The 11943-nt window shown below is 48.5% G+C and carries 13 protein-coding genes; 8 read left to right on the forward strand and 5 right to left on the reverse strand.

All coding sequences use genetic code 11. The features are described 5' to 3' along the window. Positions 1-58: 58 nt before the first annotated feature. Both pyk and IQ219_RS01785 read right to left on the reverse strand, forming a co-directional pair. Positions 59-1480, reverse strand: a complete 1422-nt coding sequence (gene pyk, locus IQ219_RS01780; RefSeq protein WP_194071514.1) for a pyruvate kinase — start codon at positions 1478-1480, stop codon at positions 59-61. Between the two features lie 75 nt (positions 1481-1555). Continuing rightward, complete coding sequence (locus IQ219_RS01785) at positions 1556-2782, reverse strand: NAD(P)/FAD-dependent oxidoreductase (RefSeq protein ID WP_194071515.1); 1227 nt, start codon at positions 2780-2782, stop codon at positions 1556-1558. 363 nt (positions 2783-3145) lie between these two features. Here IQ219_RS01785 and trxA point away from each other — a divergent pair, with 363 nt between their 5' ends. Further along, positions 3146-3469 carry a thioredoxin gene (gene trxA / locus IQ219_RS01790; protein ID WP_010873851.1) on the forward strand — a complete coding sequence of 108 codons (324 nt, stop codon included), beginning with the start codon at positions 3146-3148 and terminating at the stop codon, positions 3467-3469. A gap of 152 nt (positions 3470-3621) precedes the next feature. Here trxA and IQ219_RS01795 read toward each other — a convergent pair whose 3' ends face one another. Together IQ219_RS01795 and IQ219_RS01800 are read right to left on the reverse strand one after the other, a co-directional pair. Then, complete coding sequence (locus IQ219_RS01795; protein ID WP_190596215.1) at positions 3622-4575, reverse strand: asparaginase; 954 nt, start codon at positions 4573-4575, stop codon at positions 3622-3624. 64 nt (positions 4576-4639) lie between these two features. Next, complete coding sequence (locus tag IQ219_RS01800; RefSeq protein ID WP_228016633.1) at positions 4640-5155, reverse strand: CGLD27 family protein; 516 nt, start codon at positions 5153-5155, stop codon at positions 4640-4642. A 179-nt stretch (positions 5156-5334) separates the two neighbouring features. On the opposite strand from IQ219_RS01800, the gene wecB reads away from it, so the two are divergent. Both wecB and IQ219_RS01810 read left to right on the forward strand, forming a co-directional pair. Further along, positions 5335-6450: a non-hydrolyzing UDP-N-acetylglucosamine 2-epimerase gene (gene wecB / locus IQ219_RS01805; RefSeq protein ID WP_194071517.1), complete on the forward strand. Its 1116-nt coding sequence runs from the start codon at positions 5335-5337 to the stop codon at positions 6448-6450. 517 nt (positions 6451-6967) lie between these two features. Beyond that, positions 6968-8431 (forward strand): sodium/glutamate symporter, encoded by a 1464-nt coding sequence (locus IQ219_RS01810; protein ID WP_194019148.1) that lies wholly within the window; start codon positions 6968-6970, stop codon positions 8429-8431. A gap of 89 nt (positions 8432-8520) precedes the next feature. On the opposite strand, the gene aroH is transcribed toward IQ219_RS01810, so the two are convergent. Further along, complete coding sequence (aroH, locus tag IQ219_RS01815; protein WP_190596208.1) at positions 8521-8904, reverse strand: chorismate mutase; 384 nt, start codon at positions 8902-8904, stop codon at positions 8521-8523. A gap of 203 nt (positions 8905-9107) precedes the next feature. Here aroH and IQ219_RS01820 point away from each other — a divergent pair, with 203 nt between their 5' ends. The 5 genes from IQ219_RS01820 to IQ219_RS19915 form a co-directional block, all read left to right on the forward strand. Further along, positions 9108-10301: a tetratricopeptide repeat protein gene (locus tag IQ219_RS01820; RefSeq protein WP_228016634.1), complete on the forward strand. Its 1194-nt coding sequence runs from the start codon at positions 9108-9110 to the stop codon at positions 10299-10301. Between the two features lie 3 nt (positions 10302-10304). Then, positions 10305-10565, forward strand: a complete 261-nt coding sequence (locus IQ219_RS01825) for a DUF6883 domain-containing protein (RefSeq protein ID WP_228016635.1) — start codon at positions 10305-10307, stop codon at positions 10563-10565. Between the two features lie 84 nt (positions 10566-10649). Beyond that, entirely contained in the window at positions 10650-10889 is a 240-nt protein-coding gene (locus tag IQ219_RS01830; RefSeq protein ID WP_228016636.1) for a DUF4926 domain-containing protein, read from the forward strand. After that, complete coding sequence (cobM, locus tag IQ219_RS01835) at positions 10886-11671, forward strand: precorrin-4 C(11)-methyltransferase (RefSeq protein WP_194019171.1); 786 nt, start codon at positions 10886-10888, stop codon at positions 11669-11671. The genes IQ219_RS01830 and cobM overlap by 4 nt, the downstream gene beginning before the upstream one ends. 79 nt (positions 11672-11750) lie before the next feature. Continuing rightward, on the forward strand, positions 11751-11943 hold a 193-nt coding region (locus tag IQ219_RS19915), incomplete at its 3' end, for a hypothetical protein (RefSeq protein ID WP_228016637.1).

Here is an 11943-nt window from a genome sequence, read left to right on the forward strand (position 1 = left end):
CTTTCTCATCTGCATTTGCCGCTACCATTCGCGCCTCAGCCTGAATGTTAGACATAATTTAAGAAATACGATGGATCTTAAGAAAATTAGTGCCCCTGGGAATTTTTGTCGGAATTCCCGCCATAATCAACAACTGATCGCCCTTTTGCACCATTTTTCGATCCTTTAGTAGTACCTCCGCCTGTTGGATTAAATCTTCAAAGGTGTCGAATTCTTCGTCAATTAAAAAGGGAATAATACCCCAAACTAAGTTGAGGCTATGATAAACCTTTTCTGAGGGGGTAAAGGCAATAACCGGCACCGATGGCCGTTGATTGGAAGCGAGCAGAGAAGTAAAACCAGAGGTGGTGAAGGTGACAATATATTTCAAGTCTAAAATTTCGTCGATGACTACCAACGCTTCACTTAGGGCATGGGTTTCCGTATTTTCGATTGGTGGATTGTTGGCAAGATGGAGACCCAACTCCGTTTCTTCGGCAATTTTACGCAACATTTGCACTGATTTAACAGGATATTGTCCCACTGCCGATTCCCCGGATAACATCACCGCATCGGTGCCATCCAAGATAGCGTTGGCCACGTCACTGGCTTCTGCCCTGGTGGGTCGGGAATTATGAATCATGCTGTCTAACATTTGGGTAGCGGTAATGACGGGAATTGCCCGCACGTTACAACGCCGGATGATTTCCTTTTGCAGGCGGGGCACTTTTTCTGGGTTTACTTCCACCCCTAGATCGCCTCGGGCCACCATAATGCCGTTGGAAACTGCCACAATTTCTTCCAGATTTTCGATCGCCTGGGGCTTTTCGATTTTGGCAATGACCGGCAGGTCGGGATGGCCCCGTTCGGCCAGAAATTGTTTGAGGTTGTGGATATCTTCCCCCTTACGGACAAAACTAAGGGAAACCCAATCAATGCCTTGGCTTAGGCCAAATTCCAGGTCCTGCTTATCTTTGGCGGTCATGGAAGGTAGGGTTAGCACTAACCCCGGTAGATTGACGCCTTTGCGACTTTTGAGGACGCCCCCCGTCACCACTTCACAAATTACCTCCGGATCTTTAATCGCCACCACTTTCATTTCCAGCAAACCATCATCTAACAATATTCTTTCCCCCACCCGGGCCTCCGTCGCTAAATGGGGATAGTCAATGCCCACCGCCTCACCATGGCGATCGACAACTTCCACCGGCACCAAACAGATTTTTTCCCCTTCCCGCAGTTGTTTTTCTCCCCCTGGCAACTGACCAATGCGAATTTTGGGTCCCTGTAAATCCTGCAGAAGAGTAATGGGAGTATCCATTTCCTGCTCCACCGATCGCAGCATTTTGACCATGGTGGCGTGGTCCTCGTAGCTACCGTGGGAAAAATTGAGCCGGGCCACATTCATGCCCGCATCCACCATCTGACGTATCACCTCCACCGAACTACTGGCGGGGCCAATGGTGGCCACAATCTTGGTGCGATGACTTAGGGGTCTCATAAAACTTCACCGGGGGTTAATCTGGGCTGGCACTGGAATTCTAGTCCAACTTACGGAGGGGGAATTAAGGGAATGTTATGGAGCCGCCATCCCCTGGGCTGCCAACCAAGCTGTAGTCCAGGCATTTTGAAAATTAAAACCGCCGGTAATACCATCTACGTCGAGGATTTCCCCGGCAAAATGTAAACCTGGGCAACAACGGCTGGCCATGGTTTTAAAATCCACTTCCTTGAGGGTAATACCCCCACAGGTAACAAATTCCTCTTTGAACACCCCTTTGCCTTTGATCTGACAGTGGTAGCGGTGGATATTATCCGTTAGTTGTTGTTCCTGAACTTTGGAAAAATCGGCCCAGCATTGCCCCGGTTTAATCCCCGCCTGGGCCGTTAATCTCTGCCAGAGTCGTTTGGGAAGGGCTGTGGGGCTAAAGTTAGCAATTTGTTTGCGGGGATGGTTTTGCTTTGTCTGTTGCCATTGGGCCATGGATTCCTGGGGGCTAACTCCCGGTAACCAGTTGAGCCAGAGGGGATGGTCATAGCTTGATGCCTGCAATTGCCTTGCTCCCCAGGCAGATAGTTTCAGCACCGCCGGGCCGCTCAGCCCCCAATGGGTAATCAACACCGGGCCTGCTTGGCAATAGGTTCCTTTAAACTTTGGCGACAAACTCACTAGGGCCTTTTCCACACTGACTCCGGCGAGGTCGGTCAACGGGGCATCGGGAACATTAAAGGTGAACAAAGAGGGTACCGGAGCCTGGATTGTATGTCCCAATTGTTCCGCCCAGCGATAACCCAAAGGATTACTGCCCGTGGCCAACAAGAGGCGATCGCCGTTAATTGTTTCCCCCGTCTTCAGCAACACTTGAAATTTCTCCCCCTGTTTGGCCACTCCCTGTACCGGCGACCTTGTTCTTAGTTCCACTCCCGATCGCCGCGCTGCCGCTAATAAACAATCCACAATGGTGGCAGAATCATCGGTAACGGGAAACATTCGGCCATCTGCTTCCGTTTTCAGTTGCACCCCCTCCGCCCCAAACCAGGCGATCGTTTGTTGGGGTTGAAAACGACTGAACGCTCCCCGTAACGCCTTCCCCCCCCGGGGATAATTTTGCACTAATTGTGTTGGGTCAAAACAATGGTGGGTCACATTACAACGACCCCCTCCAGAAATGCGGACTTTAGCCAGGAATTTTGACCCCGCCTCCAATAAAATTACTCTGCCCTCTGGTAGATTTCTTGCACAATTAATTGCCCCAAAAAAACCGGCCGCTCCTCCCCCCACCACAATTACAGTTCTTGGCATAGTTCTGATTAACCTTTAGACCTGGGTTTCTCCAGAAAATAGATCCGATAGACCCAAAAATCCCTTTAAAAAACTTAACAAATACGGAACTCCCCACCGGCGAAACCCCTAAGACCCCCGTCACAGCCTGTACAATGAAGAGGGCGGAGACGTAAGTTTCCGTTCACTCCTCACACCACACTCCGCCTGGATGATGTTCGGGCGGTTTCTTCTTATCTGCTCACCATGGAGGGAAGTGTGACGCCAACTGTGACAAAAGATGAACAAATTCTAAGTTTCACGATATTTTTCCATACAGAGGTCAACAATTGGTTATGGTAGTATTCTAATCAGCCCATCACGAGGTTTAAAAGGATTTCCAGTATGAGTGCTACCCCTCAAGTTTCCGACGCAAGTTTCAAAGAGGATGTATTAGACAGCGAGTTACCCGTGCTCGTAGACTTTTGGGCTCCCTGGTGTGGCCCTTGTCGCATGGTGGCCCCCGTCGTTGATGAAATCTCACAACAGTACGAAGGCAAGGTCAAAGTCGTTAAGTTGAACACCGACGAAAACCCCAATACCGCTAGTCAGTACGGCATCCGCAGTATTCCCACCCTAATGATTTTCAAAGGGGGTCAGAGAGTGGACATGGTGGTGGGAGCCGTGCCCAAAACAACCCTTGCCAGCACCCTAGAAAAATACCTTTAAGCGCTGGTCTCCCTGCTTTGTGACGGTTTCCCTCCGGATCGTGCCCCTCCCTAGGACACGGTCTTTTTTGTTGGTTTTTCGCCCTGGAGGAAAAATAACAACCACGGGGTAAAAGTTTTATCTTGTCCCCGTCTTTTAATTGTCATCGCAGGTTAAAGCATGGCCAATTCGCCGATCACTTCCAGACGTTTATATCTACCCAGCCGGACAAACTTTTCCGACAGAGTTTCCGCCACCTGGGGAGGAATCCAACCCATTTGTTGGAGCAGATGAATGGCTACGGCGTACTTAGCTCGTTTGGAGCCATCCTTAACTTTGATTGCTAAACCCAAGCCTTCCCCCACTCGGCCCACACATTGCACCCCTTCGGCACCGGACTTGCTGACCAATTCCCCTTCCATTTGTTGCATAAGTTCCGTATCGAAACAGCCTTCCCCAGCAACAAAATAGGGATAGTAGGTCATGGCCCGAGCGACCCGCTCTAAACCCAATTGTTGTCCTGAAGCTAACAGTGCATACAAGTGGGCTATTTGTCCCAACTCCATGGCATAGGTAGGGGCCCCACAGTCATCGTGGGCGGCGATCAATTCTGCTCCGGGCATACCGAGAAGATCGGCAACCTTGGACAAAATTAGTTTTTGAATGGGACTGCTTTGTTGTAAATAACTGTGGAGCGGCCAGTCCTGTTGCTGGCAAACGGCCAACATACCGGCATGTTTACCGGAGCAACCATGGTGCAGGGGGCTTTCCTGTCCTGGTGGAATGGGACATTGTAAAGCTTGGGGCTCAATGTCGGCCCGCCAAAGAATGTTAAATACCTGGCGGGCTTGTTCAATGGTGCCTTGGTGGGAACCACACATAATGGCCAGGTCTTTGTCGGTGAGGCCATAGCGCTCCATGGTGCCAGTGCTGGTGACGGCCAGGGCCTGAAACGGTTTGAGGGAAGAGCGAATGAAGGCGTTGCTGGTGCTGTTACCGGCAAGCATTAAAACCCTTCCCCTGTCGTCGTACACTGTGGCTTCGGCCCAGTGCTGGGATTCGATGATGCCTTCCCTCAGCAAATGCACTTCGATGGGGGGAGTGTGGGGGCGTTTTCCTCTGCTCATGCTGTTGGATTTAAGGCTCGGTGGTAATGTTTTTCAGGCTTGGGTTTTTTAACCTGTTTCAATTCTAGGCACTAATCAGTCGAAACATTGCCCAGAGGAGTAGATCGATCGCCATGGTGACCCCCAGGAGTTTTAAGGTCACTTGCCAGCGTTGCAGTACAGGGTTAACTTGATAGCGCAAAATAAGTTGATCTCTGGTTTGCACTTCTAGAGGTTTGCGCCATACTTGGCCATCGTACCAACCGGATTCTTCGTAGGTGACGGTTTCCGCTTCCAGGCGATCGCCAACGTAACGCCAGCCCAACATCAAGCGCAACACAAACAGGGATAACAGAAGACAAATACCCAGCACAATCAAAAAACCGCATTGAATTGGTTGCTTTTCCACTGAAAAACTGGCGGAGGCGATCGGGCTGACAATGAAACTAATCAGCAGGGCTAGACGGGTTAGGTTTTTGCCGTAGCCGAGGAGGTCTATTTGACCCCAGGAATATAACCAGGCAGATTTGAGGGCTTCGTATTCGTTGACCGGTTGTTGTTCTAGGGGCACCGGACAGATTTTTGGGGAAGATTCCCGCATCGGCTTCATGGGGTTGGGGGGATAGGCTAGAGGATTTAGTATAATTCCTTCCCATTTTGACCCAGAATTTCGGTGAGCACCAAGTTACCCTTGACTAGAAAAATTTGGCCAATTTTGCCCCAAGCCGATTCTCCCGGGGCCCCTCTCCGCTAACCTGGGATTATCTGTGTTGGTGACCTATGCCTGTATCTCCCCTATCGGTTTGTATTACCCTGGGTACCCGCCCCGAAGCGATTAAATTAGCCCCGGTTATCCGTGCTTTCCTGGCCCAGCCTGATATGCACACCCAAGTGCTGTTAACAGGGCAACACCGGGAAATGGTGCAACAGGTCATGGATTTATTTGCATTGTCGGCGGATGAGGATCTGGCCATCATGCAACCGGGACAAACCTTGACGGACATCACCCAGGGTTGTTTGGAAGGACTAGGACAACTCTGGCGGGAAAAACCACCCCAATTAGTGATTGTTCAGGGGGATACCACCACGGCCTTTGCGGCGGCCCTGGCAGCTTTTTACCAACAAATTCCCATTGGCCATGTGGAAGCAGGTTTACGCACTGATAATTTGTTTAACCCCTACCCAGAGGAAGCCAATCGTCGCCTAATTTCCCAGCTTGCCCAGTTGCATTTTGCCCCCACTACCTTAGCGGTGGAGAATTTACGGCGATCGGACGTCACCGGGGAAATCCATTTGACAGGCAATACGGTCATTGACGCTCTATTGACAGTGGCCGACCAAAAACCAGCTTGCCCCATTGAAGGTTTGGATTGGCAAAAGTATCGAGTTTTGCTAGCCACAGTGCATCGTCGGGAAAATTGGGGGGAGCCCCTGCAGGATATTTTGACTAGCTTTGAGCAAATTCTAGAGCAGTTTCCCGACACGGCTTTACTATTGCCCATGCATCGTAACCCCACTGTGCGGGAGCCAATTCAACAAGCTTTGGGCAATCACCCCAGGGTTTTCCTCACAGAACCATTGGACTACGCTCAATTGGTGGGAGCCATTCAGCACTGCTATTTGTTATTGACCGATTCTGGTGGATTGCAAGAAGAAGCCCCCAGCTTAGGCAAACCAGTGCTAGTTTTGCGGGAAACCACCGAAAGACCAGAGGCGATCGCCGCCGGGACAGCGAAATTAGTGGGGACAAATCCCGCCACAGTTACGAAGGCCGCCGGGGAGTTACTGAGCCAGCCCCAGGCCTATGAACAAATGGCCAATGCCATTAATCCCTTTGGGGACGGCACTGCGAGCCAAAAAATCATCCAAATTGTCCGCAATTATTTCCAACGCTAACTTGAACATCCAACTCATGTTCAACGGAGTCTTCCTGTCGTCCACTAGGCAACATTGTGTTTTGCAATACCTGACTATTCGTTTTTCTCTTCTCCTCCATCCAAATCCATGACGACAGACCAAGATTTTTGCTAGAGAAAATTGGGAAAATGAACTTAGTTTTCCCTTGGCAAGTAGAAAGTATGAACTTTACTTCTTTGTAAGACAGACACAGGGGAATATATTGGGCTTATGCTCGTCACAACCACAGACTTGATCAACTAGATCATTTGTATGAAGAGCGACATCAAAGCATGACCATCGCAGGGAGAATTTTGTAGCCGATGTTACAGAAAATCCAGATCAATACAAGATAGCATCGAGCCCCGCTTGCCATACCTAGCGGGTTAAGCATATTTACCCCTGGGGTGAAATACTTTTAAATTGTACCAAGGGCGAGACTCCCAACTTTCGCCGCTAATTTATCCCCTGGATCTTGCCACCGCTACGAAAAAAAACGATTATCATAACTATCAAAATGCTTAGTTTAATCAATGTTTTATTTGCGTTTATCACCCTGGCGATTTTAATTCTGGCAGGTAGATTTATAAAACAGAAAATTAAACTATTTCAAAAATTATATTTACCAGAATCGATTATTGCCGGGGCGATCGCCTTATTGTTGGGGCCGGGGGTAGTTGGTTCCATTGCCGTGGCCCTGGGGGTGCCTGCAGATGGTTATTTGGCGGGGGGAGTATTCCCCGAAACTACCCGCACTGTCTGGACCCAGTCTCCTGGAGTATTCATCAATATAGTTTTTGCGGCCCTATTCCTAGGGGAAACCATTCCAAAACCGAAGGAAATTTGGCGTAAAACTTCTCCCCAGGTGGCCTTTGGCCAGACGTTGGCTTGGGGGCAATATGCCTTGCCCATCCTGGTAACTTTATTGATTTTAATTCCTCTGTTCGATGTTGATCCGATAATTGCTTCCCTGGTGGAAATCAGTTTTGAAGGAGGCCATGGAACTGCAGCCGGTATGGCGGAAACCTTCAACAGACTAGATTTTCCTGAAGGTGGAGATTTAGCCCTGGGATTGGCCACCGTGGGTATTGTCACTGGGGTAATCGCCGGAACGGTTTTGGCCGATTGGGGCAGGCGCAACAATTACATCCAAGAAATACCGACCGAGGTAACATCAGGAGACGCCCAATTTCAACCCACTGCCCATCTGGAAAGTGATCGTGTTTTGAGTAGAAGGGCTCAGTTAATGCGCAACCTTTTAATTGATCCCCTATCTTTGAATTTTGGCTTTACAGCCTTAGCGGTTTTGATTGGCTGGATAATTTTAGAGCTACTCAGATTGTTGGAATTTTTCACCTGGGGAAAAACGGGTTTTGAATTGGCCGGAGCCATTCCTTTATTTCCCATGGCTTTGATTGGGGGCATTATTGTCCAACTAATTATGAAAAAGTTGGATTTAGATTCCCTGATTATTAGAAATTTACAGGAAAGAATTGCTGGAGTTGCCTTGGATTTGGTGGTGGTAACGGCCTTAGCCTCGATCAAGTTGCAGGTGTTGGGAGCTAATTTGCCCGTTTTTCTCAGCTTGTCCTTAGTGGGCATTATCTGGAACATTGTGGCATTCGTCTACTTAGCTCCGAAAATTTTACCTAGTTATTGGTTTGAAAGAGGGATTGGTGATATGGGTCAATCCATGGGAGTTACCGCCACAGGAATTCTGTTAATTAAAATGGTGGACCCCCATAACCGCACCGGCGCCTTTGAAAGCTTTGCCTATAAACAATTATTTTTTGAACCCATTGTTGGTGGTGGATTATTTACAGCGGCGGCCCCCACTTTAATTCGTCAATTTGGTCTGATTCCCATGCTAATTTCCACCTCTGGCCTATTAGCTTTTTGGCTAATCTTTGGTTTCTGGAACTACAAGGTGATTAAAAGGGAAATGATGGCTGAGGCGGACTCCCCCAACCCAGTTAGTTGACATGGAATTTCATGGAACAATCGACCACACTGAAAATTAGGTTTATTCCGTTGCCCAACAAACAAGTCCAGTGTTTAAAATTTATGGTCTTAAAACCGAGCCAAATGCCAGTCGGGGCGCAAACTGCGGGCTTGGCGCAAATAGGCGTGGTACATTTCTGACTGGGGGCTTTGGCTGTTGACGTGAATTAACACCCGAATACACCGTTCTAAGCTACCTTTGACATACATTTGTTGCACATCTAACAACGGTACATTTTCCCAGCGGGGCCTCTGCCTGGCGATCGCCGCCGGAAAAATTGCATCGAGGTCGGGGGTAACGGAGAAAGTGACGCTGACAATGTCCTCCGGGGGGCAGGCGTTGTTTGCTTCGATGACATCCAGCAGCTCACAGACCGCATCTCGGATTGCCTCAGAGCTATTTTCCGAAACCGTCGTTGCACCCCGAATTGCCCGAACTTTCCAGTCCACCACCCTCAACCTCCTCGTTAATCGCTAGTAAGTTTAGTCTTTTTGAGTTGAATTTAATCTAATCGGTCTAGTTACGGGGGCAAAAGTTCCCCGTTTAGCCCTATCCCAAAGGTAAGGGACTATTTTGTTTGGAAACCACACCCATCTTACCGGACAATTCGGTTAGGATGATTGACTGACCTTTTGCCGATTTTGCTTAAACCCCTATGCCTCGCCTCAGCCTTTCCATGATTGTTCAAAATGAAGCCGCTTTCCTGGGGGAGTGTCTGGCCAGTGTGGCGGGTCTAGTGGATGAAATGGTCATAGCGGACACGGGGTCCACGGATAATACAGTGGAAATTGCCACCCAAGCAGGGGCCAAGGTGATCACTGTGCCCTGGGAAGATGACTTTGCCCTGGCCCGCAATCAGGCCCTGGCGGCCACCACGGGGGATTGGGTGTTAGTGCTCGATGCTGACGAAAGGCTGAATATTCTGGTTAAAGATGGCATCCAAAAGGCGATCGCCATGGACAATGCTTTAGTGGTGAATCTAATGCGCCACGAACTGGAAAGTAATCAGTCCCCCTATTCGTTGGTATCCAGGCTATTCCGTCGCCATCCGGCGGTGCAATTTAGTCGTCCCTACCACGAAACCATTGATGACAGTGTTTTGGCTTTACTGGAACGAGAACCCCATTGGCAAGTGATTGATTTACCAGGGGTAGCCATCCTCCACCAAGGCTATAGTCCCACCTTGCTTAAGGAACGGGGCAAAACCCAGCGGGCCAAGCATTTGCTCGAAAAAGCCATGGCAGATAGTCCCCAGGACCCTTACCTCTGCAGTAAGTTAGGGGCTTTATATTTCAGCTTAGGGGACGAAAAAGAGGGGGTAAAACTACTCAAACAGGGTCTAAAGCGCAACACAGCTTCCATTCCTGTGCGGTTTGAATTGCACTACCATCTGGCCAATGCCTACCGCCGCCAACAAAAATGGGAGCTGGCCCGCAAACATTATCAAAAAGCCCTCGACGAAGAAATTTTACTGCCTCTAAAATTAGGCGCTTTGATTAATTACGGTGCTTTTTTGCAAGACTTGGGGGAATTGGGCGAAGCCATTAAGGTTTATCAAGCAGTAATTCACATTGATCCATCCCAGGCGATCGCCTTTTTCAACTTAGCCATGATTCACAAAGCCCAAGGTAATTTGCTGGAAGCTATTAAGGGTTATCAACAGGCCATTGCCCTCCAACCGGACTATGCCGAAGCCTATCAAAACCTAGCTGTTACCAGCTTTAAGGCTGGTCTAATCCAAGAAAGTGTCGATGCTTTTCAACAGGCGATCGCCCTTTATGAACAACGACAATCTCCGGAGGCAGAGCGACTCAGGAAAAATCTACAGGAAATGGGTTTGATCGCATAGCCCATGAAATCACCCAATGCCGCCCAGGCAGACTATCTGGAAAAAATTAACAACTACTGCCTTAATTTTGACCATGGCAGAGGCAAGGATAAAGCCTATCTATTTCAAAAAAAATTAGGGATTACCCTAGAAAATGCTGAAATTCTTATCCAGGCTATTGAAAAAGCTACAATAACTGAACAGGCATTAATTCATAAAGAAAATAACTTTGGTAAATACTATAATCTCAAGTTTTTTCTGAAAACAGAACAGGGGAAATCCTAGATTTTATCAGCATGGGTTGTTCGTAAAGGGGAAAATTTTCCTCGCTTAGTTAGTTGTTATCCCGTTAGAAAGTAGCAGGTAATTATGAAAATTAAAGACTTAGATGTTGTTATTCTTACTGAAGGTCGGATAACCAAAAATTTTGAAACAGGTGAGCCGATTTACCTGCAACCTGGCCAGGTGGGAACAGTGGTAATGGAACTTGACGACCAGACGTTTGAAGTTGAATTTGCTGACCAGCATGGTATTCCCTACGCCATGGAAACCGTACCGGCAGATCAATTACTGATTTTTCACCAAAATCCCATACCTGCAAATCTATGACCGCAACCAGACAATCTTTTTCTCCGGCAGTTTATTTTGTTGGGGCAGGCCCCGGTGATCCCGATCTACTGACCATTAAGGGACAAAAACTCCTCCAGGCGGCGGACTTAGTCCTCTATGCCGATTCCCTGGTGCCCAAGCAAATGTTGGCAGAGGTAGGCCCCCAGACAGAATGCATTGCCACCGGGAGTAAAACCTTGGAAACCATTGTGCCGTTAATGATCACAGCGGTGCGCCAAGGGAAGATTGTGGTGCGGCTGCATTCCGGTGATTTGACCCTCTACAGTGCTATTCACGAACAAATGCAGGCCCTGGGGGAAGCGGATATTCCCTTTGTCTGTGTGCCGGGTATTAGTGCATTTCAGGCGGCGGCGGCTATCTTAAACTGTGAACTCACCGTGCCCGACCTGGTACAAACCATTGTGCTGACCCGCATTAGTGGTGCGGCTTCGGCGGTGCCAGAACGGGAAGAGTTAGCAAGTTTGGCCTACCACCAAGCCAGTTTGGGGCTATACTTAGCCGCTCGCCATGTGGAAAAAGCTCAGAAGCAATTATTGGAGCACTACCCTGCCGATACCCCCGTAGCGGTTTGCTTTCGAGTGGGGTGGCCCGATGAAAAAATTTGGTTAGTTCCCTTGGGGGAAATGGCGGCCCTAAGTTTACGGGAAAATTTAATCCGCACCACCCTATACTTAATCAGCCCAGCCTTAAAAACCGATCTGCCTAGGCGATCGCGCCTTTATCACCCCGACCACAGTCATATATTTCGTCCCAAACGTTAAATTGTGCCTGCCAGTAATTTGTTAATTTTCATTGCCAAAATAAGCATAAATTTCCTCAAACAAAATTTTGTTACGATTGATGACAAAAGGCAACAAAAAATCTATGATCAATTTCTATAAAATTGCTGAAGTCGATGGCAATCAGCAAGAATCAGCTCTGTCCCGCAATAAAAAACCTAGCCCTTACTTTTGTAAAAAATTCATGATAATACCGACAAACTTTTCAAAGCGAGCTTATCAAAAAGGGATGCTGTTATTGGGGGCCTTAACGG

Source organism: Synechocystis sp. LEGE 06083, assembly GCF_015207725.1.
In the GTDB taxonomy this organism is placed as follows: Bacteria; Cyanobacteriota; Cyanobacteriia; order Cyanobacteriales; family Microcystaceae; genus Synechocystis; species Synechocystis salina.

What these genes read in the sequence shown, in the direction of transcription:
- IQ219_RS01810 (WP_194019148.1), top strand. Translation starts at nt 6,968, where the DNA reads ATGCTTAGTTTAATCAATGTTTTATTTGCGTTTATCACCCTGGCGATT.
- IQ219_RS01820 (WP_228016634.1), top strand. Translation starts at nt 9,108, where the DNA reads ATGCCTCGCCTCAGCCTTTCCATGATTGTTCAAAATGAAGCCGCTTTC.
- IQ219_RS01795 (WP_190596215.1), bottom strand. Translation starts at nt 4,575, where the DNA reads ATGAGCAGAGGAAAACGCCCCCACACTCCCCCCATCGAAGTGCATTTG.
- pyk (WP_194071514.1), bottom strand. Translation starts at nt 1,480, where the DNA reads ATGAGACCCCTAAGTCATCGCACCAAGATTGTGGCCACCATTGGCCCC.
- IQ219_RS01830 (WP_228016636.1), top strand. Translation starts at nt 10,650, where the DNA reads ATGAAAATTAAAGACTTAGATGTTGTTATTCTTACTGAAGGTCGGATA.
- IQ219_RS01800 (WP_228016633.1), bottom strand. Translation starts at nt 5,155, where the DNA reads ATGCGGGAATCTTCCCCAAAAATCTGTCCGGTGCCCCTAGAACAACAA.
- cobM (WP_194019171.1), top strand. Translation starts at nt 10,886, where the DNA reads ATGACCGCAACCAGACAATCTTTTTCTCCGGCAGTTTATTTTGTTGGG.
- IQ219_RS01825 (WP_228016635.1), top strand. Translation starts at nt 10,305, where the DNA reads ATGAAATCACCCAATGCCGCCCAGGCAGACTATCTGGAAAAAATTAAC.
- IQ219_RS01785 (WP_194071515.1), bottom strand. Translation starts at nt 2,782, where the DNA reads ATGCCAAGAACTGTAATTGTGGTGGGGGGAGGAGCGGCCGGTTTTTTT.
- wecB (WP_194071517.1), top strand. Translation starts at nt 5,335, where the DNA reads ATGCCTGTATCTCCCCTATCGGTTTGTATTACCCTGGGTACCCGCCCC.
- trxA (WP_010873851.1), top strand. Translation starts at nt 3,146, where the DNA reads ATGAGTGCTACCCCTCAAGTTTCCGACGCAAGTTTCAAAGAGGATGTA.